General features: G+C 65.5%; 19 protein-coding genes. 8 read left to right on the forward strand and 11 right to left on the reverse strand.

Annotation, left to right across the window (positions count from 1 at the left end):
• Window positions 1-116: 116 nt before the first annotated feature.
• A complete protein-coding gene (locus PG881_RS04040; RefSeq protein ID WP_270798086.1) occupies window positions 117-1,433 on the forward strand; it encodes a sphingomyelin phosphodiesterase in 1,317 nt (438 codons plus the stop codon).
• Window positions 1,430-2,218: a hypothetical protein gene (locus PG881_RS04045; RefSeq protein ID WP_270798087.1), complete on the forward strand. Its 789-nt coding sequence runs from the start codon at window positions 1,430-1,432 to the stop codon at window positions 2,216-2,218. The genes PG881_RS04040 and PG881_RS04045 overlap by 4 nt, the downstream gene beginning before the upstream one ends.
• Window positions 2,219-2,291: 73 nt before the next feature.
• Here the strand turns inward: PG881_RS04045 and PG881_RS04050 are convergent, their stop codons facing one another.
• Both PG881_RS04050 and PG881_RS04055 read right to left on the reverse strand, forming a co-directional pair.
• Complete coding sequence (locus PG881_RS04050; protein ID WP_270798088.1) at window positions 2,292-3,773, reverse strand: alkaline phosphatase D family protein; 1,482 nt, start codon at window positions 3,771-3,773, stop codon at window positions 2,292-2,294.
• 79 nt (window positions 3,774-3,852) lie between these two features.
• On the reverse strand, window positions 3,853-5,073 hold the full coding sequence (locus PG881_RS04055) for a DEAD/DEAH box helicase (protein ID WP_135320640.1): 1,221 nt from the start codon (window positions 5,071-5,073) through the stop codon (window positions 3,853-3,855).
• 169 nt (window positions 5,074-5,242) lie between these two features.
• On the opposite strand from PG881_RS04055, the gene PG881_RS04060 reads away from it, so the two are divergent.
• Entirely contained in the window at window positions 5,243-6,052 is an 810-nt protein-coding gene (locus PG881_RS04060; RefSeq protein WP_270798089.1) for an ABC transporter substrate-binding protein, read from the forward strand.
• A 67-nt stretch (window positions 6,053-6,119) separates the two neighbouring features.
• Here PG881_RS04060 and tpx read toward each other — a convergent pair whose 3' ends face one another.
• Window positions 6,120-6,620 carry a thiol peroxidase gene (tpx, locus tag PG881_RS04065; RefSeq protein WP_016349389.1) on the reverse strand — a complete coding sequence of 167 codons (501 nt, stop codon included), beginning with the start codon at window positions 6,618-6,620 and terminating at the stop codon, window positions 6,120-6,122.
• 217 nt (window positions 6,621-6,837) lie between these two features.
• Here tpx and PG881_RS04070 point away from each other — a divergent pair, with 217 nt between their 5' ends.
• Window positions 6,838-9,282, forward strand: coding sequence for a zinc/cadmium/mercury/lead-transporting ATPase (locus PG881_RS04070; RefSeq protein ID WP_270798090.1), 2,445 nt, complete (start codon window positions 6,838-6,840; stop codon window positions 9,280-9,282).
• Between the two features lie 193 nt (window positions 9,283-9,475).
• On the opposite strand, the gene pulA is transcribed toward PG881_RS04070, so the two are convergent.
• Window positions 9,476-13,513, reverse strand: coding sequence for a pullulanase-type alpha-1,6-glucosidase (pulA, locus tag PG881_RS04075; RefSeq protein WP_270798091.1), 4,038 nt, complete (start codon window positions 13,511-13,513; stop codon window positions 9,476-9,478).
• A gap of 281 nt (window positions 13,514-13,794) precedes the next feature.
• Between pulA and PG881_RS04080 the strand changes: the two genes are divergently transcribed.
• Window positions 13,795-14,205, forward strand: a complete 411-nt coding sequence (locus tag PG881_RS04080) for a hypothetical protein (protein WP_011704593.1) — start codon at window positions 13,795-13,797, stop codon at window positions 14,203-14,205.
• Window positions 14,206-14,268: 63 nt separating this feature from the next.
• Here PG881_RS04080 and dmeF read toward each other — a convergent pair whose 3' ends face one another.
• Complete coding sequence (gene dmeF, locus PG881_RS04085) at window positions 14,269-15,228, reverse strand: CDF family Co(II)/Ni(II) efflux transporter DmeF (RefSeq protein WP_270798092.1); 960 nt, start codon at window positions 15,226-15,228, stop codon at window positions 14,269-14,271.
• 71 nt (window positions 15,229-15,299) lie between these two features.
• Here dmeF and PG881_RS04090 point away from each other — a divergent pair, with 71 nt between their 5' ends.
• From PG881_RS04090 to PG881_RS04100, 3 genes are all read left to right on the forward strand, one after another.
• Entirely contained in the window at window positions 15,300-15,575 is a 276-nt protein-coding gene (locus tag PG881_RS04090; protein WP_005308614.1) for a metal/formaldehyde-sensitive transcriptional repressor, read from the forward strand.
• Between the two features lie 169 nt (window positions 15,576-15,744).
• Complete coding sequence (locus tag PG881_RS04095) at window positions 15,745-16,941, forward strand: amino acid aminotransferase (protein WP_270798093.1); 1,197 nt, start codon at window positions 15,745-15,747, stop codon at window positions 16,939-16,941.
• Between the two features lie 60 nt (window positions 16,942-17,001).
• Window positions 17,002-17,925 carry a LysR family transcriptional regulator gene (locus tag PG881_RS04100; protein WP_270798094.1) on the forward strand — a complete coding sequence of 308 codons (924 nt, stop codon included), beginning with the start codon at window positions 17,002-17,004 and terminating at the stop codon, window positions 17,923-17,925.
• Window positions 17,926-17,967: 42 nt separating this feature from the next.
• Here PG881_RS04100 and PG881_RS04105 read toward each other — a convergent pair whose 3' ends face one another.
• The 6 genes from PG881_RS04105 to PG881_RS04130 all read right to left on the reverse strand — a co-directional run bounded on the left by PG881_RS04105 (window position 17,968) and on the right by PG881_RS04130 (window position 22,705).
• A complete protein-coding gene (locus tag PG881_RS04105; protein WP_011704589.1) occupies window positions 17,968-18,291 on the reverse strand; it encodes a DUF1820 family protein in 324 nt (107 codons plus the stop codon).
• A 192-nt stretch (window positions 18,292-18,483) separates the two neighbouring features.
• On the reverse strand, window positions 18,484-19,335 hold the full coding sequence (locus tag PG881_RS04110; protein WP_270798272.1) for a YjjW family glycine radical enzyme activase: 852 nt from the start codon (window positions 19,333-19,335) through the stop codon (window positions 18,484-18,486).
• A 37-nt stretch (window positions 19,336-19,372) separates the two neighbouring features.
• Window positions 19,373-20,899, reverse strand: coding sequence for a YjjI family glycine radical enzyme (locus PG881_RS04115; protein ID WP_270798095.1), 1,527 nt, complete (start codon window positions 20,897-20,899; stop codon window positions 19,373-19,375).
• Between the two features lie 116 nt (window positions 20,900-21,015).
• Complete coding sequence (locus PG881_RS04120; RefSeq protein ID WP_270798096.1) at window positions 21,016-21,357, reverse strand: AzlD domain-containing protein; 342 nt, start codon at window positions 21,355-21,357, stop codon at window positions 21,016-21,018.
• Window positions 21,358-21,359: 2 nt separating this feature from the next.
• Window positions 21,360-22,079 carry an AzlC family ABC transporter permease gene (locus tag PG881_RS04125; RefSeq protein ID WP_017408986.1) on the reverse strand — a complete coding sequence of 240 codons (720 nt, stop codon included), beginning with the start codon at window positions 22,077-22,079 and terminating at the stop codon, window positions 21,360-21,362.
• 149 nt (window positions 22,080-22,228) lie between these two features.
• Window positions 22,229-22,705 (reverse strand): L,D-transpeptidase family protein, encoded by a 477-nt coding sequence (locus PG881_RS04130; RefSeq protein ID WP_005308598.1) that lies wholly within the window; start codon window positions 22,703-22,705, stop codon window positions 22,229-22,231.
• Between the last annotated feature and the right edge of the window lie 148 nt (window positions 22,706-22,853).

Here is a 22,853-nt window from a genome sequence, read left to right on the forward strand (position 1 = left end):
TAACACCTCCCCATATGGGGCCCTTCATTTATTTGTAACAAAAATGTAAATGAAATGACCTCTGTGCCCGCCATAACAGTCACTTTCCAGCGTGCCTCGACCAGAAGGACTTCATGATGCACAAACCCCTCAGTTATGCCGCCCTGCTGCTGGCCAGCCAGTTTCCGCTGCAGGCGCTGGCCGACACCGACGTTTACCTCACCAACAACAGCCCGGATCCGGTCCAGCTGGAGATCCGCCAGAGCGGCTCCGGCCAGCTGCAGGCCGGCAGCCAGTGGCTTCAGCACAGAACCGAGCTGGGCCCCTGGGAGAGCGCCATGGTGCTCAGCTTCAACCGCTACGAGGGGGTGAAGGCGGGCAAGAGCTATCTGTTCGAAACCCGGGTCACCACTCCCGGCGGCGACACCTATCGCCTCAACCAGAAGATGGAGGGCACCTGGTGGAACAGCACCCTGCAACACGGCGGCGAGACGCCGGCAGACAACTCCGGCTGGCAGAGCGATCGCGCCATCCACCGCCTGAGCGGGCCGCAGGAGCTGGCCTTTGCCGCCAAGTTCACCGGCCGCTACGACGATCTGCACTATATGCTCACTCCGCCCAGGCAGGTGGAGCTGCCCGACGCTGACGAAGCCAAGTTGAAGGTGGCCAGCTACAACGTCTGGGCGCTGCCGGTGATCGCCGCCAGCATCGGCGAGCGGCTGGCGCTGCTGCCCGAGCACCTCAAGGGTTATGACGCCCTGCTGTTGCAGGAAGTGTTCGACGGGCGCCGCGAGGGCTTCCTGCAGGCGCTGGCCAAGGAGTACCCCTACCAAACCAGAGTGCTCGACAAGCCGGGGGTCAACATCCACGACGGCGGCGTGGTGATCATCAGCCGCTATCCCATAGTGCGCGAGGCCCAGCTGGTCTATCCCCAGTGCACCGGCACCGACTGCTTCGCCGATAAGGGGGTGATGTATGCGGAGGTGATCAAGGGGGGCAAGGCCTGGCACCTGTTTGCCACCCACACCGCCAGCTTCGACACCGACGAGGCGCGCCGGCTGCGCCAGATCCAGTTCGGCCAGATCCGCACCCTGGCCGCCAGCCTGAAGATCCCCGCCAGCGACACCGTCATCTATGGCGGCGACTTCAACGTCAACAAGCGCAAGTTTGCCGACGACTACGCCGGCATGCTGGCCAACCTCAACGCCGACGAGCCCCGTTATGGCGGCTACACCGAGGCCACCTTCGATCCCAGGATCAACCCCTATGCCGGCGGTCCGCTCTCCGGCGGTGCCAACGTGGAGTACCTCGACTATCTGGTGGTGAGCCGGGAATACGGCGCCGTGCGCCACAACCTCAACAGCGTCTGGATCCCGCGCAGCAGCGATGGCAGCCTCTGGCCCGCCAGCAACCTCTCCGATCACTTCCCGGTCAAGGGAGAGATCAGCCGATGAAGCGCCGCTACGGCTTGCTGGCACTGACAATGCTGGCCTTGTTGTTGCTCAACCTAAGCTGGCAGGAGGCGCCAACGCGGCCGGCACACACCGGCCAGCTCGCTCACCCAGCCACCGCAGCGTCGCCGCAGACAAAGCCGCCACAGGCCCGCGCTAGCGGCCCGGTTGCCGCCACCGCCGTGCCAGATGGCCCAGCACCTGCGCCTGCCAGCTGGCGCGACTTGCCGGACGAGATGAACCGGCAGCTCGCTAGCGAGGTGAGCGACAGCGAGCAGCCGCTCGCCGAGCGGCTGGCCAATCTGGAAGCGATAGAGGCCCAATGGCTGAGCGAGGGGGAGAGCCTGTTTCGGCTGCAGGGGCGCTACGCCCTGGCACTCGAGCAGCTGGCGCAGGAGCACGAGCAACTGCCGCTGGCCGAGCGACTGACCGCCCTCACCCGCTTGCAGGATGAGTGGGCGGCGGATCATCCGGATCTGGCGGCTGAACTGTTCAACCCGGCCGCCCGCTTGCAGCAGGCGCGCCAGCTGTGGGGGGACGAGGAGCTGACGACCCTGGCCCACCACTTCCTGCCGGCCGGGCAGGCCGAAGCGACCCTGCAGTTTGCCGCCAGCCGACAGCAGCAGCTGGCGCAGCGCAGCCACTACCAGCAGCAGCTGACCGAGCTGGAGCAGCAGCTGGCGGCCAGCCGGGGCAACATGGACGAGGCAAGCTGGCAGCAGCACAGGGAAGCGGTACTCGGCCAGTTTCGGCGCGACTTCTTCGCCCAGACGCCGGACCAACCCTGAGCGGGCAACGGCCTGGGGAATCTGATCCTCACAAGAAAAAGGGCCCGTCAGGGCCCTTCGCATTTCACCGCCATCAGGCCAGCGGGTAGCTGGCCGCCAGCCCGTTCTCACAGTGCCAGTTGGCCCACAGCTTGTTGTCGCTGCCCATCAACAGGGTAGCGAAGTTGCGGGTACGCAGGTAGACGGGGGCGCCGAACGGCTTGATAAGCTCGGCGCGGATCAGCCGGTTCTCGTCGAGGTATTCGGCATCGTCGTTGGTCATGGCCAGGATCCCCATCCACTGGAACTGGGTGGGACAGGGGTGAACGATACCGGAGGAGACCAGCTGGTGCACGTTGAGCACCCCGTCCCGCTTGTCCTGGATCACCCCGAGGCAGCCCACGTGCACGTCGCCGGAGAGGATCAGGGTCTTGCAGCCACGCCGGCTCTTGGCATTGTCCAGCAGCCGCATGATGAGCCGGGCCCGCTCCCCCTGATGATCCTTGGCCCGCCAGTGGTCCTTGAGATCGTCGGTCAGCTCCTCCTCCCAGGGGGTGGCATCCAGCGCCGCCTCGGTGAAGGAGAAGTCGCGATAGACCACGGGCACCCCCGCCAGCACCAGCAGATGGCCCGCGTCGCAGACGGCCAGCGCATCGTTGATCTGATCCCACTGGGACGGGCTCATCACCTGGGCGCGGGTCCGATTGGTCCGGTTGTCCAGCGCCAGGATCTGGTAGCCCCGAAAACTCAGCCGCCAGGAGTGGTGGCCCAGCTTGACCGGATCCAGCAGGGAGACGTTGGCAACGGAGCGCAGCTGGAACAGCCGGAAATAGCGGGACGCAGCGGCATAGATGGCCTTATAGACGTCGCAGCCCTGCAGATTGTCCGGCGACTCGGGATAGCTGCCCCAGCCATCGAAGATGTCGTGGTCGTCCCACATCATGGCGCTCGGAATCCGGGCCAGCAGGCGCGCCACCTCGGGCCGCCCCCACTGCTTGCAGTAGAGATCGCAGTAGAAGCGATCGAGCTGCTCCTCCATGGTGCGAGTGGCCTTGCGTTTGACCTTCTCCGCCATGTCCAGCTCGTTCCAGGCCTTGAGGCTGGGCACCGTGGTCCAGAGGGAGTCGGCATAGACCTGATCGCCCCCCATCAGCAGCAGCGAGAAGGGGTGCGTGGCGTGCTCGGCGGCCAGCTTGTCCCACATCACATAGGGCTGCGGGGTGGAGGTGAGCAGCTTGAAGTCGGAAAAGCCGTTGCAGGAGGCGTACCCAATGCGCACCCGCTCCGCCGACCCTGGCAGATGAAACTGCCAGCGATCCTCACCGGCCAGATCCCGGGCAGGCTCCCCATCCAGCAGGATCTGGTACTCCACGCTCGAACCCGCCTCGGCCGGGGTCGCCGTCCAGCTGACCCGCCAGAAGCCGCCCCTGGGGGTATCCGCCTGCTTGTCGGCGGCCAGCAGGCTGCCGTTGATCCTGACCCCGGCGCCCTTGCAGTCAGGCCCCGCCAAAAAACAGATGCTGTATTGTGTCTCCGCTTCGAGCCCCAGCAGGGGCCCCATCACCAGACTCGCCATTGCCTATCCCTCCGTGGTTGAACCCATGGAGCATAGTGAAACGGGCGTCCTTTGGTACTGCCCAAGCGGGCAGGGCAGGTCAGCCCTTGCTCTTGAACTGCTTGGCGCTGCGTTTGGCCTGGGTACGACGATTGGCCTGCTTGTCACGGGGGGCGCGCTTGCCCTCCCCGCTGGCTGGCTGATCGGTGACCGGGAAGCCGGCGAGCTCGGCCAGCGCTAGCTCGCGGCCGGTGAGGGTGCGGATCGCCGCCAGGGTGTCGGCCTCGCCATGGCAGGTGAGCGAGATGGCGAGCCCGCAGCGTCCGGCCCGGGCGGTACGGCCGATGCGGTGCACGTAGACGGGGGCGCTGGCGGGCAGATCCAGGTTGATCACCAGCGGCAGCGCCTCCACGTGAATGCCGCGCGCCATCAGATCGGTGGCCACCAGCACTCGCACCTTGCCCGCCTTGAAGTCGCCGAGCGCCTGCTCGCGCACCGCCTGCTCCTTCTCGCCGTGCAGGGCCGCCACCGCGATGCCCGCCTTGGCCAACTTGCGGGCCACCCCGTCGGCGTCGTCCCGCGCGCTGATGAAGACCAGCACCTGCGGCCACTCGTGGGCCTTGAGCAGGCTGATGAGCGCCGGCACCTTGCTGCTCTTGTTGACCAGATAGAGCCGCTCCTCGATGTCGTCGGCCACGCTGTTGCGGGGATCCGCCTCCACCCGCACCGGCTCGGTCAGCAGACCGGTCGCCAGCGCATCCAGCTCGGCCGGTAGGGTGGCCGAGAACAGCAGGGTCTGACGCTCGACCGGCATGGCATTCAGCAGCCACTGGATGTCGGGCCAGAAGCCCATCTCAAGCAGCCGGTCCGCCTCGTCCAGCACCAGATGGCGCAGCTGGCTCAGACCCAGCAGTTGCTGGGCCAGCAGATCCCGCAGTCGCCCCGGGGTCGCCACCAGCAGTTGCGGCCCCAGCGCCAGTTCGGCCTGTTGCAGCTCTTGCGCCACCCCGCCGCACAGGGTCACCAGCCGCAGACCCAGCCCGGCGGCCGGCCGCTGCAACGCCTCACTCACCTGCACCGCCAGCTCGCGGGTCGGCACCAGCACCAGCCCCTGCACCCGATCGCAGGCCAGATCCAGCTGCTGCAGCAGCGGCAGCCCGAACGCCAGGGTCTTGCCGCTGCCGGTGCGGGCCAGCGCCAGCAGATCCCGACCCGCCAGCGCGGCGGGAATGGCCAGTTGCTGCACCCGGGTCGGGCGCTTGAGGTCGGCGGGCAGGGTCGCCAGCAGGGCGGGGGCGAGGGCAAGTTCATCAAAAGTCATGGGGCTACGCAGCTATCGACAGAAGAGGGAGGTGGGGGCGAAGTCTAGTGAGCGGCAGACCATAAGTAAAATCCCATCCATCGCAGCCACGGGCCCACTCCCGGCCCACCATGAGCAAAGCGGGCCTGACTACACTTCTGGGAACCTCCCACGGGGACGTGACCAGACCATGACCAGACATCCCTCTCTGCTGCTGTTGCTGCTTTGCCTGACGGGGCTGACCAGCCTCAGCCTCTCCCGCGCCGACACGGCGCCCGCCCCCGCCGCCAAACCGGTACGCATCCTCAACGCCCACCTCGGCGAGCTGCCGGGGCTCATCAACGCCGACAAGACCGGTCCCTTCGTCGATCTGGTGCGCGCCATCGATGAGCTCTACCCCGAGGTGAGCATCCGGATCACCATCTATCCCCTCGCCCGAGCCATGGCCGGGGTGATCGCCGGCACCGCCGACTTCAGCCTGCCCGCCATCCGCAATCTGCAGGATGTCGACCTGCTGCCCTATCGCTTCAGCACCCGCAGCTTCGGCAAGGTCACCCACGTGCTCTACAGCAATACCGACCACCTCATCACCCCCGACATGGCCTACGGCATAGTGCCCACCAGACGGGATCTGCTGATCGAGGCGACCCCCGGCTTTCTGCCCATTCCGCTGCAACGGTCGATGAGCATAGAGCAGTCCCTGCGCAAGCTCGCGCGCGGGCGCATCGACGCCTTCATCTGGGCCCAGGAGGAGGCCGACCTGATGCTGCGCCAGCTCAAGCTGACCAACATTCACCGGGAACACCTGGGGGATTTCGAGGATGTCTTCATCATCGCCAAGGGGCCTGCCGGGGATGAAACGGATCGTTTCCTCGGCGAGGCGATCGAGAGGCTCGCCTCCTCCGGCAAACTGGCAGAGATCTACTCAAGGCTGCACCGCCCCTATGTCGAGTGGCAACCCCAGCCCCTGCCAGCCGCTGATGGCAACAAGACGCCCTGACGGCGGCCGCCCATAAAAAAATCCCGCCGGGGCCATGCCCCGGCGGGATTTTTGTCAGTCTGCCTGCTTACAGTACGGCCAGGGCGGCAGCGTAGTTCGGCTCGTCGGCGACTTCGGCCACCAGCTCGCTGTGCAGCACCTTGTTCTCTTCATCCAGCACCACGATGGCACGGGCAGCCAGACCCACCAGCGGGCCGGAGGAGAAGGCCACGCCGTAGTCCTGCAGGAAGGCGGCACCACGCAGGGTGGAGAGGGTCACTACCTTGTCCAGCCCTTCGGCGCCGCAGAAGCGGGACTGGGCGAACGGCAGGTCGGCGGAGATGCACAGCACCACGGCGTTGTTCAGCGCGCTGGCCTGCTCGTTGAACTTGCGCACGGAAGTGGCGCAGGTCGGGGTGTCGACGCTCGGGAAGATGTTCAGGATCTTGCGCTGACCGGCGAAGCTCGCCAAGGTCAGATCGGAGAGATCCTTGGCCACCAGGGAGAACGGCTTGGCCTGCTCGCCAGCAACCGGGAAGTGACCGGCGACGGAGACGGGGTTGCCTTGCAGGGTAACGGAATTGCTCATGTTATGTCCTTGATTATCGAGGGAGGATCAGGCCCTCCAGTATAGGCCTGCCGGGCGGGGACAAACACCCGCCAACCACAGGGATATCGCCTCTGCCGGCAGCCTGTTGCCAGGAGCGGGAGAAAGGGGCTTGACCTTGGACTTAACACCAAGGTTTACACTCGGCTCAGTTATCGAAGATCTCGCACCGGCGGGATCCATCCAAGAGGGACTCATCATGAGCAAATCCTGCTGCAGCCATCAACACGCCGCCGCCCCCATCAAGGCCGTCAGCAAGAGCGCTGCGCCCCAGGCCGAGCACCAGCACGACAGCCACTGCTGCGACCAGGCCGCACCAGTCAGCTGCTGCGCGAGTCAGGCCCCCCATGATCATCAGGATCATGCCGCCAGCGACGCTCCCGAGGGGGAAGAGCCCCCCAGAGGGGGTTGTTGCGCCACTCCACCGCCCGCCCATGCCCAGCATGCCCATGACGGGGAGCACGACCACCATGAGCATGACGGGGAGCACGACCACCATGAGCATGCCGTCGCGGCAGACCCCCCGCTGGACGCCCCCGAGCAGAACAGCCGCCGCCACAGCTGGCAGGTGCTGGGGATGGACTGCCCCAGCTGCGCCCGCAAGATAGAGACCGCCGTCAGCCGGGTGAGCGGCGTGCAACAGGCCCGCGTGCTGTTTGCCACCGAGAAGCTGGTGGTGGATCTGGCCCCCGGCCTCTCCCCCGATCCCGTCACCGCCGCCGTGCTGGCCGCCGGCTTCCAGCTCAAGGGCGAGCGCAGCGGCAAGCAGGAGCCTGGCCTCGAACGCAGCCCTCTGCAGACCCTGCTCGCCAAGTATTGGCAGCCGCTGTCGCTGGCCGGCCTGATGGGGGTGGCGGCCCTGCTGCCGAGCCAGGTCGGTCAGCCGCTGTTTACCCTGGCCACCCTGTGGGGGCTGTGGCCCATCTCCCGCAAGGCGTGGGCGCTGACCAAGAGCGGCTCCCCCTTCGCCATCGAGACCCTGATGACGGTCGCCGCCGTGGGCGCCCTGTTCCTCGGCGAAACCGCCGAAGCGGCCATGGTGCTGCTGCTGTTCATGCTGGGCGAACATCTGGAGGCCTATGCCGCCGGCCGTGCCCGCGCCGGGGTCACCGCCCTGATGGCGCTGGTGCCCGACAAGGCGCTGCGCATCCGCACCACTGCCGAGGGCGAAGTGCGGGAAGAAGTCGCTGCCGACCAGCTGCGCCCCGGTGACATCATCGAAATCGCCCCGGGCGCCCGCCTGGCCGCCGATGCCCGCCTGCTCGACGCCCTCGGCGCCTTTGACGAGAGCGCCCTGACCGGCGAATCCATCCCGGTGGAGCGCCGCCAGGGTGACAAGGTGCCTGCCGGCAGTCTGGCGGCGGATCGGGTGCTGCGCCTCGAGGTGGTGTCCGAACCCGGCAACAACGCCATCGACCGCATCCTGCATCTCATCGAGGAGGCCGAGACCCAGCGCGCCCCCATCGAGCGCTTCATCGACCGCTTCAGCCGCTGGTATACCCCGGCCATGATGCTGGTTGCCCTGCTGGTGGTGCTGGTACCGCCGCTCGCCTTCGGCCAGGGCTGGGACGAGTGGGTCTATCGCGGGCTGGCGCTGCTGCTGATCGGTTGCCCCTGCGCCCTGGTCATCTCCACCCCGGCGGCGGTCACCTCGGCGCTGGCGGCAGCCACCCGGCAGGGGGCCCTCATCAAGGGGGGCGCCGCGCTGGAGCGCCTCGCCCACATCGATACCGTGGCCTTTGACAAGACCGGCACCCTGACCCTGGGCAAGCCGCAGCTGACCGAACTGGTGAGCCTCAATGGCCAGCCTGAGGCCGAGCTGCTGGCGCTGGCGGCAGCCATCGAGCAGGGCTCCCACCACCCGCTGGCCCGCGCCGTGTTGACGGCGGCCAGCGAACGGGGCCTCAGCCTCGCCGCGGCCCAGGCGCTGCGCGCCCTGCCCGGCATGGGCGTGGAAGGTCGCATCGACGGCGCTCTCTGGCAGTTGCTGGCGCCGAGCCGGGTCGCCACCCTGGATGCGGCGATGCAGGCCCGGGTCGCCACCCTGGAGCAGCAAGGCAAGACGGTGGTGGTGCTCGGTCAGCCTGACGCCGCCCCGGCCGCCCTGCTGGCCCTGCGCGACCAGATCCGGCCGGAAGCGGCTGCGGCGCTGCAAGAGCTCAACCAGCTCGGCCTGCAGAGCATCATGCTGACCGGTGACAACCCCCGCGCCGCCGAGGCCATCGCCGGTGAGCTAGGCATGGGCTGGCGCGCCGGCCTGCTGCCGGAGGGCAAGGTCGATGAAATCGCCAAGCTCGGCCTCAGCCAGAAAGTCGCGATGATCGGCGACGGCATCAACGACGCGCCGGCCATGAAGCGGGCCAGCATCGGCATCGCCATGGGAGGCGGTACCGACGTGGCGCTGGAGACCGCCGATGCGGCGCTGACCCACAACCAGCTCGGCGGGGTCGCCGCCATGATCCGGCTCTCGCGCGCTGCACTGGCCAACATCCACCAGAACATAGCGCTGGCGCTGGGGCTCAAGGCCATCTTCCTGGTCACCAGCCTGCTCGGCATCACCGGCCTGTGGATTGCGGTGCTGGCCGACACCGGCGCCACCGCGCTGGTCACCGCCAACGCCCTGCGCCTGCTGCGCAAGCGCTAAGCCGGCCGTTGACGGCACAACCAACAGCCGCCCCAACGGGGCGGCTTTTTTATTGCCTTGCCCACGAGCAAAGAAAAAGCGCGGCTGCCGGTCGGCAGTCGCGCTTTGCTTACTCTCTCGGAGTTATCCCACCCTTGGCGAGGTGGAATTCAACCCTGGGGTGCCGAGCCAGCCCCGGGCTCGATGGGAATGACTACTTGGCGCTGCACTCCTGGATCACAGCGGTACCGGCCTTGGTACCGGCCGGGTCAACCTTCACCAGCACGCTCCACAGCCCCTGCGGCAAGGTGATGCTGTTGTTGGCGCTGCCCGGCTGGGAGAAGCCGATGGCATAACCTGTCTCCGCCGTCACCGCGCCGCCACCGTTAAGCAGGTACTCCTTGCTCCAGTCCTCGTTGGCCACCTTGAACTCGGTGCTGCCGGTGTAGTTGAAGGCCGCCTGATAGATGGCGAGGTCACCGTCCATCCCCTTGTAGCTCAACTGGTACTGGGGCTGAGCGGCCCAGCCGGAGAGCTCGCCCTTGACGAACAGGTTGTAGCCGAGCGGATTGCCCGCCACCGTGTCCAGCACCTTGCAGCTCTGCACCGGCTCGGTGAAGCTGACGCTCAGGGTGGGCTTGTCCTTGTTCATGGCGGTAAACACGAACTTGTAGCTGCCCGCCTTGGCCAGATCGAGCCCGATGTTGCCGGTATCGCCGCCCTTGCAAAGGGTCAACGGGGTGCCGACCACCAGCTTGTCACCCGCATTGCAGCTGCCGTAGTTGAGGGGACCCCAGCTGGCATCCGCGATCTTGACGTTGGTGGTGCCCAGCTTGTCGCTGCTCACCTCGGTGGTGAACTCATACATGAAGTTGCTGCTGAAGGTCATCTGGTTGGTGTTGCCCCACTCATTGAGGAACCCCTTCAGATAGACGGCGGTGTCACCAAACGGCGGTACCGTGCTCAGATCAGTCTTCTTGCCGACCGGCAGGCCGCTGCCCTGAGCACCGCTCTGCGGCTTGACGAACACCGCCGCCGACCAGGCACCCAGGGTCAGGGTACCGCCATTGACGGCCGCATCACGGGCGATGCTCTCGCCGCCGTGGTGGGCCGGGCTCAGCTGCAGGCTGGTCAGGTCAATGGGCTGATCGTTGCCGTCACGGAAGTCGCTGACGCTCTGGGGAGCATTGGTGGCATTGATCATCACCACCAGACCGTCGATGGCCGGATCCAGATCCGCCCCCGCATTGATGCCGTCATCCACCGTCATCACGATGAGGCCGGGTTCCTGATCCGGGCCGGTATTACGGAAGTCGACCCGCTTGATCACCTCGGCACCGCTGCCCAGACGCAGCAGACGGGAGGATTGACGCAGCTCGGCCAGCTCCTGATAGAAGCCCACCATGGTCGCCATGTCGGCACCGCTCGGTTTGACGTGCTTGCCGAGAACTTTCTCGATCAACGGATAGTTGTCGCCATCCTTGTCCTTGCGCGGCAGCCCCTTGTCGAAGTTATTGTCGGCCAGGGTGTAGTCGACCCGGTTGTACCAGTCACCCGAGTCGTAGCTGTCCCGCTCCATGGACTTGGAGCGCAGCAGCTCGACACCGGCGTGGGTGAAGGGAATGCCCTGTCCCAGCATGGCGGTGGCGAGCGATACCCCCTGCATCCGCACCAGATCGGCCCCTTGCGGCGCCTTGTAGATCAGGTTGTCGAACAGGGTCTGGTTGTCGTGCTTGTCGACGTAGTTCTGGATTTCGGTCGGATCCTGGGCGTAGCCCGCCGGTTGACCGTTGTAGTCGATGTCGGAGCCCTTCTTCGGCATCCCGTCCTTGTCGGTCAGGATGAAGTCCTTGAGGTTGCCGGCCATGCCGAGGCGCACCAGATCGGCCTGATGCAGAGCGGTAGCGCGATCGACACCGTCCATCTCGTTGGCATCCACCAGAGCGCCGTTGCCAAAGCCCTGGGTCTTGCGAATGGTGTCGCCGCCGTCGAACGGACTGCCGCCGCGCACCGCATCCCGCAGTCGGTCGGAGAAGGAGCCGATGCCGGTGCCGGCCAGGTGTTTCTGGGTCGCCTGCACGAAGCGCTTGTCATCCTGCACCTCGCCGAAGTTCCAGCCCTCGCCGTAGAAGTACATCTCGGGGTTGACCTGCTTCACCGCGGCTAGCGCCTGCACCATCTGATCTTTCGGGTGGTGACCCATCAGGTCGAAGCGGAAGGCGTCGATCTTGTAGTCGCGCGCCCAGGTGACCAGGGAGTCATCCATCAACTTGGCGAACATGGCGTGTTCTGGCGCCGTGTTGGAGCAGCAGGTGGAGTTCTCCACCGAGCCGGTCTCCGGATTGAGGCGCTGATAGTACCAGGGCACTATCTTGTCGAGCACCGACTTGGGCCCCAGGCCCGCCTCGTTGGTGTGGTTGTAGACCACGTCCATCACCACGTTCATGCCGATGTTCTGCTTGATGGCCTTGACCATTTCGCGGAACTCCAGGATGCGCTGGCTGCCCTCGGCGTTGGTGGCGTAGGAGCCTTCCGGGGTGGTGTAGTGGTAGGGGTCATAACCCCAGTTGAAGGAGTCGACACCGCGCAGATAGCCGTAGAGCTCCTGCACCTGCGGGTTCTCCTTGCTGTCGCTCCCTTGCAGGTCGCCGAGCACGGCCTCGATGGTCTGGCCGCTGCTGCAGTAGCCGGCGAACTTGGAGTTCTGCACCTCGGGATTGACCTGGCACAACTTGCCGAAGTCGTCGCTGATGTTGGCGACCTTGGCCGGATCCTCGTTGACGGTGGCGATGTCGAACACCGGCAGCAGGTGCAGGTGGCTGACCCCGCTCTTGGCCAGCGCCTGCAGGTGCTTGACCGGCGCCGTGTCGGTATCGGTCAGGCCGAGGAACTTGCCGCGGTGCTCGGCCGGGGTGGAGTCGTCGTTGCCGGTCAGATCGCGGACATGGGCCTCATAGATGGTGATGTCGGCCGGGTTCTGCTGGCTGTGGGGTGCCTTGAGGCTGTCCCACCCTTCCGGCTTGAGGGCCGGATCGTTGAGATCCACCACCTGGCTGAACTCGGAGTTCATCGCCAGGCTCAGGGAGTAGGGGTCGGTCACCTGATAGGATTCCAGCTTGCGGCTGACCGGATGATAGACCTGGATGTCGTAGCGGTAGAACTTGCCCACCAGCTCGCTGCCGCCCTGCACGCTCCAGCTGCCGCTGGCCTCGTCCAGGGTCATGGTGCGCTCGCCGAGCGGCTTGTGCTGGCCGTCGAACAGCGCCAGCTTGACCGACTTGGCGGTCGGCGCCCACAGCCGGAAGGTGACATTGCCTCCCTCGACCACGGCGCCATAAGTCAGCTTGGTGGCCGCTTCGCTGTAGAGGGCATCGAGGGCGCCGGCGCTCTGCACCAGGGTCGCCCCCTGCAGAATGCCGTCAGCATCGGTGCCGATGGCCACCAGCTCACCCTTGAGCAGCGGCTTGAGATCCTTGCCAGCCGGCAGGGCGAAGGCGGCAGCATCCTTCAGATGCGGATACTTGGCCTGCTGCTCGGCGGTCAGGCTGGTCGGGGCAAGGGTGATGTAGGGGAAGTCGAACACCCCTTCGGCGTTGGCCTTGATGGTGCCGGACTCGGTGTAATAGAGGCGGACATGGGGCTTGTCCTTGCCCCCTTGCCAGATCAGGGTGTTGCCGTCGATCAGGTGGGCACTGGCGCCCGCCACGCCGAAGGCGGCGGTGAAGGCCTCGGCGCGGCTGCCGAAGATCTCGTTCTTGCCGGCGACGATGGCCACGGTGCGGTCCGGGTGATCGCTGAAGACCACCTTCATGTCGCTGCCGGTCAGGTTGGCCAGATCGCCGTTGCGGGCGATGAAGTTGATACAGCCTTCCAGCTTGCTAAGGGGCACCACCCAGCTCGGGCCGAAGCCGTCGGCCGCGGCCGGGGTGTTGACCTTGTCGTCCCAGCCTGCGTTGAGGCCGCTCTCGGCGGTGGCGCTGCAGGCGTCGTTGTTCCACAGGTGCAGGCTGTGGTTGGCGAAGGGGCCAGTGACCCCGCGGGCCGCACTGGTCTGGGTATCCACCAGGGCGATCACCGCCTGATCGGGCCCGGCCACCAGTTGCTCGGCAGGGGGTTGCACATTGGGCAGACGGGCGACGGGGCCGTCCGTGGGTTCAGGGGTGGAGGGGGAGGAGCTGTTGTCATTGCAGCCGGACAAAAGTGCGAGCAGTGAGGCTGTTACCAGCGCCACTTTGGTCTTTTTCATATCCATTTTTTTATAATTCCCGCTGTAGTTAGTCTCGATATCCGAGTACCCGGTCATTGCCGAGCGGTGCCATATTAATCAGCAGAAATCGTTTCAAATGTGAGCAGGGGGGCAAAAAAGTTAACCGCTTTCAACAAGATAACGTTTTCATAACGAAAATCGGATCGGGCTCACAGACCTGCCGCCCGATTCGGCACATACCTGCGGGCAGAGCCATGATGTCTGGAAAAATTGATTTCCGATCAAATGGATAAGTGGATACAGCAAGAGAGAGGGAGCCACGACAGATGAAGCGGATTGAAGAGCAGGCCAGACGGCTGGACCAGGAGTATCAAGAGATTGCCCAGCTGTTTGACCAATTTTGTCAGCAGGCGGGGACGCTCGCCGAGCAGTACCACTTCTTCAACTGGCCGGATTATGAGGATACCCCGCCCCTCGCCCGGGCCTTTACCCTGCTGGGGGAGCCACGGGAGCTGCGGCTGCGCTGCCAGCCGGGGGAGCGCGGCAGTTTGAGCGGGCTGATCCAGGTGTGCGGTGAAGAGGGCACCATCCACGCCAGCCTCGGCTTTCGGGCCGACGGCCACCTGCTGCTGGAGTCGGGCCGGCTGCTGGACAACCCGCCCGAGCTGCTGCTCAAGCTGCTGCTCGGCGCCATCTGGCAGCACAAACCGGAGGATGTGCAGGGCCAGCCGCACTGAGCCAGAAAAACAGGAAGGGGCCTTGGCCCCTTTCTGCTGTTGCGGGCGGCCAACCGGCCAGGATCAGGCGGCGCTCACCTCTATGGTGACGTGCACCAGCTCCTCGTGGATGGCGAGCCGGGCGCGGATCTCGCTGGCGGAGACCGGCGCCGCCATCAGCAGGGAGAGCACGCAGGCATACTGCTGCTGGCCCACCCGCCAGACGTGCAGATCGCGTACTTCGGCGTCCGGCAACTCGGCGATCACCTCGCGGATCTCCGCCACCAGCGGCGCGTCCATCTCGGCATCCAGCAGCACCCGGCCGGAGTCGCGCAGCAGGCCCCAGGCCCACACCGCCACCAGCCCGGCCCCCACTATGCCCATCAGGGGATCCAGCCAGTCAGCTCCCCACAGCATGCCCCCCACCAGCGCCAGAATGGCCAGCACCGAGGTGGCCGCATCCGCCAGCACATGGATGTAGGCGGCGCGCAGGTTGAGATCCTGATGGCCGTGATGCTGGCCACGATCGTGCGGGTGAGCGTGGTCGTGATGATCATGATGGTGGTCGTGACCGTGGCCATGGTGGTGACCGTGATCATCCTTGAGCAGCCAGGCGCAGGCCAGATTCACCAGCAGGCCGACGATGGCGATGACGATGGCCTGCTGGTAGTGGATCGGGCTGGGATCCAGCAGCCGGAACACCGACTCGAACAGCATCATGCCGGCCACCCCCACCAGCAAGAGGGCGCTGGTGAAGCCCCCCAGTACCTCGATCTTCCAGGTGCCGAAGCTGAATCTGTGATCGCGGGCGAAATGGCGGGCGGCGCGGTAGGCCAGCACCGACAGGCCGAGCGCCAGCGCGTGGGAGCTCATGTGCCAGCCGTCGGCCAGCAGCGCCATGGAGTTGTAGAACCAGCCGCCGCCGATCTCCGCCACCATCATGATGACGGTCAGCAGCACGGCCCAGCGGGTCTTCTGTTCGGCCAGCGGATTCCCTTCGTGGACGACGGGTTGGTGGCAGTGGGATGAGGCGAGGGATGACATGGATTTCTCCTGAGGACGACAATGCAATATACTATACCCCAGTATAGTTTTATTGATCGAGAGGATCCTGCATGTCACACACCATTCACGGCAAGAAGAAGCTGCTGGCGCGGGTGCGCCGCATCAAGGGGCAGGCAGGGGCACTGGAGAGCGCGCTGGAGCAGGAGAGCGACTGCGCCGCCATCTTGCAGCAGATTGCCGCCATTCGCGGCGCCGTCAACGGCCTGATGCTGGAGGTGCTGGAGGGCCACATGCGCGAGCATCTCGGCGCCGAAGAGGCGACCCCGGCCGAGCGGCTGGAGGATCTGGATCAGGTGGTGCGGGTATTGCGATCCTATCTGAAGTAGGGCCGGTGGATGGGGCCATGCGTAGCCCCACCTCATCCCGTTGACGGCTGGGTGGCGTCGGCCCGCCAGCCCCCGCCCCTTTCAGACTTGAGCCCTCGCCGGCTTTACGCCATGATGACCGCCGATCATTGATCGCCATACCCTGGATTCCATTTCGCAAGGACCCCCCATGTTTGAACACGTCGATGCCTATGCTGGCGACCCCATCCTGACCCTAGTCGAGACCTTCCACAAAGACACCCGCGAGCAGAAGGTGAACCTGGGGATCGGCCTCTATTACGACGAGCAGGGCCGCATTCCGCTGCTGGCCTCGGTACAGCAGGCCGAAGCCCAGCGCGCCGCCGCCCCGGCCCCGCGCCCCTACCAGCCGATGGAAGGCGCCGCCAACTACCGCACCGCAGTGCAGCACCTGCTGTTCGGTGCCGACCACGAAGCGGTCAAAGCGGGTCGCATCGCCACCATCCAGACCATCGGCGGCTCCGGCGCGCTCAAGATCGGCGCCGATCTGCTCAAGCGCTACTTCCCGACCTCCGAGGTGTGGGTCAGCAATCCCACCTGGGACAACCACAAGGCGATGTTCGAGGGCGCCGGCATCAAGGTGCACGACTACCCCTACTACGATGCGGCTACCGGCGGCGTGCAGTTTGACGCCATGATCGACTGCCTGAGCAGCCTGCCGGCAAAGAGCATCGTGCTGCTGCACCCCTGCTGCCACAACCCGACCGGGGTGGATCTCTCCCGCACCCAGTGGGACCAGGTGATCGCGCTGGTGGTCGAGAAGAACCTGATCCCCTTTATGGACATCGCCTATCAGGGCTTCGGCGACGGGCTCGAAGAGGATGCCTACGCCATTCGCGCTATGGTGGCCGCCGGCGTCAGTTTCTTCGTCAGCAACTCCTTCTCCAAGAACCTCTCCTTCTACGGCGAGCGCTGTGGCGGCCTGTCGGTCATCTGCCAGGATGCCGAAGAGGCGAGCCGGGTGCTGGGCCAGATGAAGGCCACCGTGCGCCGCAACTACTCCAGCCCGCCCACCCACGGTGGCCAGATCACTGCGGCCGTGATGAACGATGCCAGCCTGCACGCCATGTGGGTCGGTGAGGTGACCGAGATGCGCACCCGCATCAAGGCGATGCGCGAGAAGCTGTTCGAGGTGCTGAGCGCCAAGGTGCCGGGCCGTGACTTCAGCTACTTCATCAACCAGCGCGGCATGTTCAGCTACACCGGCTTCACCCCGGAGCAGGTGGACAGACTGCGCGAGGAATTCGCCGTCTATCTGGTGCGCTCCGGTCGCATGTGCGTGGCGGGCCTCAACAGCCGCAACGTCGACTACGTGGCCGACGCCATGGCCGCCGTGCTCAAGGGCTGATCCCCGCAAGCCCCGCTCAGGCGGGGCTTTTTGTTTGTCCCGTTTGCTTGTGGAACCGTTATGGATCTCATTGCCCTCTCCCGCCTCGGCGGTCGCCATCTGGTTACCCTGCACCTGCTGCTCGACAGCCAGAGCGTCACCCGCACCGCCGAGCGGCTCTGCACCACCCCCTCCACCGTCAGCAAGACCCTCAACCAGCTGCGGGATCTGCTCGGCGATCAGCTGCTCTACCGCCAGGGCAACCAGCTGCTGCTGACCCCGTTCGCCGAGCGGCTCGGCCCCACCCTGCACCGGCTGCTGAGCGAGCTCAACGGCCTCACCGGCCAGGGCGGGTTCGATCCCGCCAGCTGGCAGGGGCAGCTGAAATTCGCCCTGCGTGAAAGCGGCATGGTCTGGCCCATGGGGCCCATCCTGGCGCAGCTGATGCGCGAGGTGCCGGGCCTGGTGCCCGACATTCGCAACAAGGATGAGCAGGGGCTGGCGGCGCTGGCGGCGGGCAAGCTGGACTTCGTGATCCTGCCCCACGATCAGAGCCAGCCCCTGCCCCGCCAGCAAGGGCTGGTGTGGGAGACCCTGCGCGAGGACAAGCTGGTCTGCCTGCTGCGCGCGGATCACCCGGCGCTGGCGCGATCCTGGGATCTCGATGCCTACCTGAGCTGGCGCCATATCGCCATTCGCGATCAGGAGCTGGCCAACCCCTTCTTCGAACAGAGCCTGGCCCAGTTGCAGGTGCGCCGGCAGATCGCCGCCATCCTGCCGGATTTTGGCAGTGCGGCGGCCCTGCTGCGCCAGAGCGATCTGATCCTCACTGCCATCGGTGGCTGGGCAGAGCAGGCGGCCCCCCACGCTCTGGTAAACAGGCCGGTCCCCTTCGATTACGGTGCCGTCACCCACAGCCTGGTGTGGTACGGCCCGGCCGGAGAAGAGCCGGCCCGGCGCTGGTTCCGCCAGCGCATCCTGCAACTGGCCCGCGAGCTGGGATAAGGACGACCATGCCCGGCACACGCTGGCCGGGCATGGTGGGTGTCAGGGTTTCTTGGTGTAGATGGGGCTGGGGAAGGGAGAGACGTTGTTGCCCAGTTCGGTGATGCGGGCGGCCCCCTGCTTGCGCACCTGATCGACCCGCAGCACGTGGTGCATGGGGATCATGGTGCGATTGACGTCGGCAAATTCACTCTTCAACTTCTCGTGGCTGGGGTCGACGATGAGCGCCGTGTGGTTGTCCCACACGAAGTTGGCGATCTCGATGAAGCCGAACAGCTGACCCTGGCTCACTTCCCTGACATAGACTTCGTAACGCTCGTTGTGACAAATGAACTGCACTCGATATAAGGCGTTGGATTCACTCATGTTCGTCTGTTGATGGTGGGCGATTGACCCATTCTAGCCGCCACCTCGCAGAGCTCAAATAGACAGCAATCACAGTTACGTCATCTCAAGACTCAGGCAGCAAAAAAGCCACGCCGAACCGCTCGGTTCGCCGTCCAATCTTGCCTTGTAGTATCAAATCCCTTTGCGATCAGTTGATTAGCACCCGGCTATTCAGAGCAGTGGCGGCAGGCTGACCGGGCCGAGCCCGGCCACCGCCAGCGCAGCGGCCAGTTGCTCCAGCTCCTCTCGCGCCGCCTCTGGCCAGCTCTGCGCCGCCCCGCGCACGCCGTGATGGCGAAAGCCGTTGAGGCGGATGGGCACGGGCCCGAGAGCGTGCAAAAAGGCGGCGAGCCCGCCCTCCAGCGTGCCGTCGGCGGTCAGATAATCACTCTGCCCCGGCACCTGCAGCAGGCGCACCTCCGCCAGCTTGCCCGCCTGCGCCAGCAGTTGCAGCGACGCCAGCACCCGCTCGCGGCCATAGCCGGTCAGCATGTGATGCACAGAGTTGCCCCACCCCTTGAGATCGATCATGGCGCCGTCCAGCACCGGCAGCAGCCGCTGCCAGCCAGCCTCGGCGAGCGAACCGTTGCTGTCGAGCAGGCAGTCGAGATGAGCCAGATCCGCCGCCCCCTTGATGGCCGTGAACAGCGCGATCACGAACGGCAACTGGGTGGTGGCCTCACCGCCGGAGACGGTAATGCCGGTCAGCAGCGGGCCGTAGCGGCGCAGCAGGGCCAGCACCTCGGCCACCGTCATGGTGGCGGTCTTGGGGCTGGCGCTGCGGGGGCAGGCATCGAGACAGGCATCGCAATCGGTGCAGCTTGCCGCCTGCCAGCTCACCCGCCCCTCGTGCAAGGTCAGCGCCCCGCTCGGACAACCGGACACGCAGTCACCGCAGTGATCGCAGAGGCCGATGGTGTGCGGGTTATGACAGCCGGGGCAGGCGAAGTTGCAGCCCTGCAGAAACAGCACCAGCCGGTTGCCGGGGCCGTCCACGCAGGAGAAGGGCAGCCAGCGGCTCACCGTCGCGGTGCGCGCCGCCCCTGCCCGCCTGCCGCACTCAGTAGTCACACAGGGTCGCCTCGCGCCCCACCACCCGCGGCGCCCGCTGGCGGATCCCGGTCAGCTCGCTCGCCTCGGCGCCGAGGCAGGTGGTCTGCAGCCGCGAGCCCTCGGTTGCGAAGCGGGCTACATCGCTCTTGCGGATCATGTAGCCGGTCACCCGCACCAGGTCGCTGTCGGCCACGTTGGCGGTGAACTCGCGCATGCCGATGGCGAGCGCCCCCTTGCAGAGCTGCAGCAGCGCCTGCGGGTTCTGGCGGATGGTAGGATCCAGGGTGAGGATCTCGCTGATCCCGGAGTGATAAAAGCCGTGGTGGGGCGCCAGCGCCAGCACGTGGCTGGCGGGATCCGGCTCCTCGCCATAGGGGATGCGCACCCCGGGGGTCACCCCGCGATCCACGCTGAGCCCACCCTGGGAGTGGAGCAGGGCGTGGCCGCCCCAGGCGTGGCGCTGCGGCGTTTCGCTCACGTGGCGGGCGAGCTGGGCCGAGATGCGGTAGCCCAGCTGGTTCGCCTCTTCGTCACGGCCGTAACGCTCCGGCAGATTCTCCTTGTCCATCAGCAAATTGACCGCCTCGGCCATGCCGTAGATGCCGAACATGGGCACGAAACGCCCCTCTTCCAGCAGCCCTTCCTGCACCAGGAAGCTGTCGAAGAAGCCTGACTCCTGGTGCAGGAAGGCGGCACGCGCCTCGATCAGGCGGGAGGCGAGGCGGCAGTAGTGGGGCAGCAGGCAGCCCAGGAAGTCGTCGATGCCGTGGGCCTGCTCGGCCACCCGCTTGAGGGAGACCCGCACCAGGGTGTTGGCGCCACCCGCCTGGGGCAGGGCGTTGTAGCAGCTGACGATGCCGAAGCCGCGCTCATCGAAGGTGTTGCGATGCAGCGGGTAGTTGGCGATGTGGGGCTTGCTGCAAGCCGCGATGTTCTTCACCCCCTGCAGCAGCAGGCTGTCCGGGGTCTGTGCCGGATCGTGGAACAGGGTGAGGTTGGGGGCTACCTGCTTGAGCTCGCCGTCGATGCGCAGGATCAGGCGGCAGAGCCGGTTGTCATCCGGGCCTATGTTGACGTGCATGAAGGCATCCGGCAGCACCCGGTCCAGGTAGATCCAGAACCCCTTCAGCTTGCGATAGAGCACCTCGTCATCCAGCTCACCGACGAAGGGCAGCAGCAGGTGATCGAGCCGGCCCAGCCAGACCGGCATGCTGGTGACGGAGGGCACATGGTGGTAGAGGATGCGCAAGGCATCGAGCGCCTCGTCGAAATCCTGCGGCGGTGCCAGCTCCAGCCAGGCCGAGCCCTGGCGCAGAAATTTCTCGTAATCCGGCAGCACATAGCGCGGCTTGTAGGGGGCGTGCCCCTCGAACATGTCGCAGACAAAGCCCTTGGCCATCGCCTCGCTCACCTCGGCGGGCAGCTCGGGATAGGGCAACGCATTCTCGGCGGCCAGCGCCAGAGCATGGCTCTTCTGGGCCGGTGACAGCAGGGGATCGCGCACGATGCGCTGGCAGGTTTCGGTGAAGGACATGACTCGCTCCTCGACGGATGGGAGCTAAATCCTCACACTTGAGAGGTGTTTTTTGAAGTGACATTCACAACATGGCGGATATCCGATAAAGACATCCGCCATGCAAGATCACGGGCCTAGCCCAGCCAGGGCAGCAGCTGGGCCACGCCCCCCTGCCAGCGCAGCAGGAAGAAGCCCCCCATGCCGACCACCACCACCACCAGGGTTGGCAGCCGCAGCAGGGTCAGCGCCGTCACCAGCAGGGTGGCGACCAGATAGTCCGGATCCCAGCTTAACCCAACGCCAGGCTGGTAGCTGAAGACGATGGGCAGCCAGATGGCGGTCAGCACCGACTGGGCCGAGAAACTGAGGAAGGCCCCCATCTCGGCGCCCGGCTGATAGCGGGTCAGCCGCGAGAAGAAGGCGAAGCGGTTGAAGAAGGTGATCAGGGCCAGCAGGCCTATCATCAGCCAGCTCATGATTACCTCCTCATCCGGTGCAGCACATAACCCACCAGCATGCCGGAGAGCGCCGAGATGATGATGTAGACCTCCGCCAGCAGCGGCTTGGTGAGCAGCGCCATGGCGCCGCTCACCAGGGTGGCCGCCACCATAGGCAGGTTCTTCATGGCGGGAATGGTCATGGCGATGAAGGTGGCGGCGATGGCAAAATCCAGCCCCATCTGATCCAGCCCGTCGATGTACTGGCCGGCGGCGATGCCGAGCAGGGTCGCCGCATTCCAGAACAGATAGAAGACGAAGCCGGCGATGAGCGCATAGGCCGGATCGAAACGGCCGCTGCGCTCCCGGTCTTTGAGCGCCACCGCGAACATCTCGTCGGTCAGAAAGAACGCCAGACTGGCGCGCCAGCGCAGGGAGAGCGGCAGCACGTCGCGGCGAAAGGTGAAGCCGTAGAGCAGGTGCTGGGAGGTGATGACGAAGGTGGAGCCCATGATGGGCAGCAGCGGCGTACCCGCCCCGAACAGGGTGGTGGCCGAGAGCTGGGCGGCGCCGGCATAGACCAGCAGCGACATCAGCTGGGCCTGCAGCGGGCTCAGTCCCACCTGCAGCGCCAGAGCACCGCACAGGATCCCCCAGGGGATCACCGAGACGGAGAGCGGCAGAATATCGATGGAGGCGCGCCACCAGAGCGCGCGGGTACTCTCGGCCCCAACGGGTCGGGAGCGGGTTGCTGACGGCATGGGATCATCCTTGTTGCGTCCACGGCGAGCCGGAAAAACTAGCACGGCACGGGGACGGATACCAAGAGGCTGCAGGTAAAGAGAGGATGGCGCAAAACAGAGGTAGCCAAAAAACAGAACGCCACCCGGAGGTGGCGCGCTGTTGAGGGTCAGGGCTGAATGATGATGGGGGTGCCGGGTTCGATGGCGTTCCACACTTCGTCCAGATCCTTGTTGAGCATGGCGATGCAGCCATTGGTCCAGTTGGACGGCTGCAGGCGGGTGTTGCCTATGCTGTTGCGCTGACCGTGGATCATGATCATGCCGCCCGGTCGCACACCCATCTCGTTGGCCGCCTTGATGTCGTCCAGATTCGGGTAGTTGATGTGGATGGCCTTGTAATAGTTGGAGTTGGTCTTCTTATAGTCGAGGATGTAACGGCCTTCCGGCGTGCGCTGATCCCCTTCCCGCTGCTTGTGCCCCTTGGGAGCCGGACCCAGAGCGATCCAGTAGCGTTTGACCTCCTTGCCATCCTTCATCAGGGTCAGGCTATAACTCGATTTCTTCACCACCACCATATCGGCGGACAGGGTGGCAAAACTCAATGCGGGCCACAGCCCCAGCAAACACAGTAATACGGCTCTCATTCCATCCCTCGGCAAGCCTCTGGTAAGGGCTTTTCTGTTACCAAATCATCTGAACTGCACCGCCTCGAGTGGCGGGCGAGCGCCATCATATTGGATCGCCATCAATACTCAATATATCCAGAGAAACATATCCCGCGCCATCTTTTAT

It is taken from the genome of Aeromonas sp. QDB54 (assembly GCF_027707385.1).
GTDB classification, from domain to species: Bacteria; Pseudomonadota; Gammaproteobacteria; order Enterobacterales; family Aeromonadaceae; genus Aeromonas; species Aeromonas hydrophila.

Excerpts from the sequence above, each read along its gene's own strand:
- PG881_RS04040 (WP_270798086.1), top strand. The coding sequence starts at position 117 with ATGCACAAACCCCTCAGTTATGCCGCCCTGCTGCTGGCCAGCCAGTTT.
- PG881_RS04045 (WP_270798087.1), top strand. The coding sequence starts at position 1,430 with ATGAAGCGCCGCTACGGCTTGCTGGCACTGACAATGCTGGCCTTGTTG.
- PG881_RS04050 (WP_270798088.1), bottom strand. The coding sequence starts at position 3,773 with ATGGCGAGTCTGGTGATGGGGCCCCTGCTGGGGCTCGAAGCGGAGACA.
- PG881_RS04055 (WP_135320640.1), bottom strand. The coding sequence starts at position 5,073 with ATGACTTTTGATGAACTTGCCCTCGCCCCCGCCCTGCTGGCGACCCTG.
- PG881_RS04060 (WP_270798089.1), top strand. The coding sequence starts at position 5,243 with ATGACCAGACATCCCTCTCTGCTGCTGTTGCTGCTTTGCCTGACGGGG.
- tpx (WP_016349389.1), bottom strand. The coding sequence starts at position 6,620 with ATGAGCAATTCCGTTACCCTGCAAGGCAACCCCGTCTCCGTCGCCGGT.
- PG881_RS04070 (WP_270798090.1), top strand. The coding sequence starts at position 6,838 with ATGAGCAAATCCTGCTGCAGCCATCAACACGCCGCCGCCCCCATCAAG.
- pulA (WP_270798091.1), bottom strand. The coding sequence starts at position 13,513 with ATGGATATGAAAAAGACCAAAGTGGCGCTGGTAACAGCCTCACTGCTC.
- PG881_RS04080 (WP_011704593.1), top strand. The coding sequence starts at position 13,795 with ATGAAGCGGATTGAAGAGCAGGCCAGACGGCTGGACCAGGAGTATCAA.
- dmeF (WP_270798092.1), bottom strand. The coding sequence starts at position 15,228 with ATGTCATCCCTCGCCTCATCCCACTGCCACCAACCCGTCGTCCACGAA.
- PG881_RS04090 (WP_005308614.1), top strand. The coding sequence starts at position 15,300 with ATGTCACACACCATTCACGGCAAGAAGAAGCTGCTGGCGCGGGTGCGC.
- PG881_RS04095 (WP_270798093.1), top strand. The coding sequence starts at position 15,745 with ATGTTTGAACACGTCGATGCCTATGCTGGCGACCCCATCCTGACCCTA.
- PG881_RS04100 (WP_270798094.1), top strand. The coding sequence starts at position 17,002 with ATGGATCTCATTGCCCTCTCCCGCCTCGGCGGTCGCCATCTGGTTACC.
- PG881_RS04105 (WP_011704589.1), bottom strand. The coding sequence starts at position 18,291 with ATGAGTGAATCCAACGCCTTATATCGAGTGCAGTTCATTTGTCACAAC.
- PG881_RS04115 (WP_270798095.1), bottom strand. The coding sequence starts at position 20,899 with ATGTCCTTCACCGAAACCTGCCAGCGCATCGTGCGCGATCCCCTGCTG.
- PG881_RS04120 (WP_270798096.1), bottom strand. The coding sequence starts at position 21,357 with ATGAGCTGGCTGATGATAGGCCTGCTGGCCCTGATCACCTTCTTCAAC.
- PG881_RS04125 (WP_017408986.1), bottom strand. The coding sequence starts at position 22,079 with ATGCCGTCAGCAACCCGCTCCCGACCCGTTGGGGCCGAGAGTACCCGC.
- PG881_RS04130 (WP_005308598.1), bottom strand. The coding sequence starts at position 22,705 with ATGAGAGCCGTATTACTGTGTTTGCTGGGGCTGTGGCCCGCATTGAGT.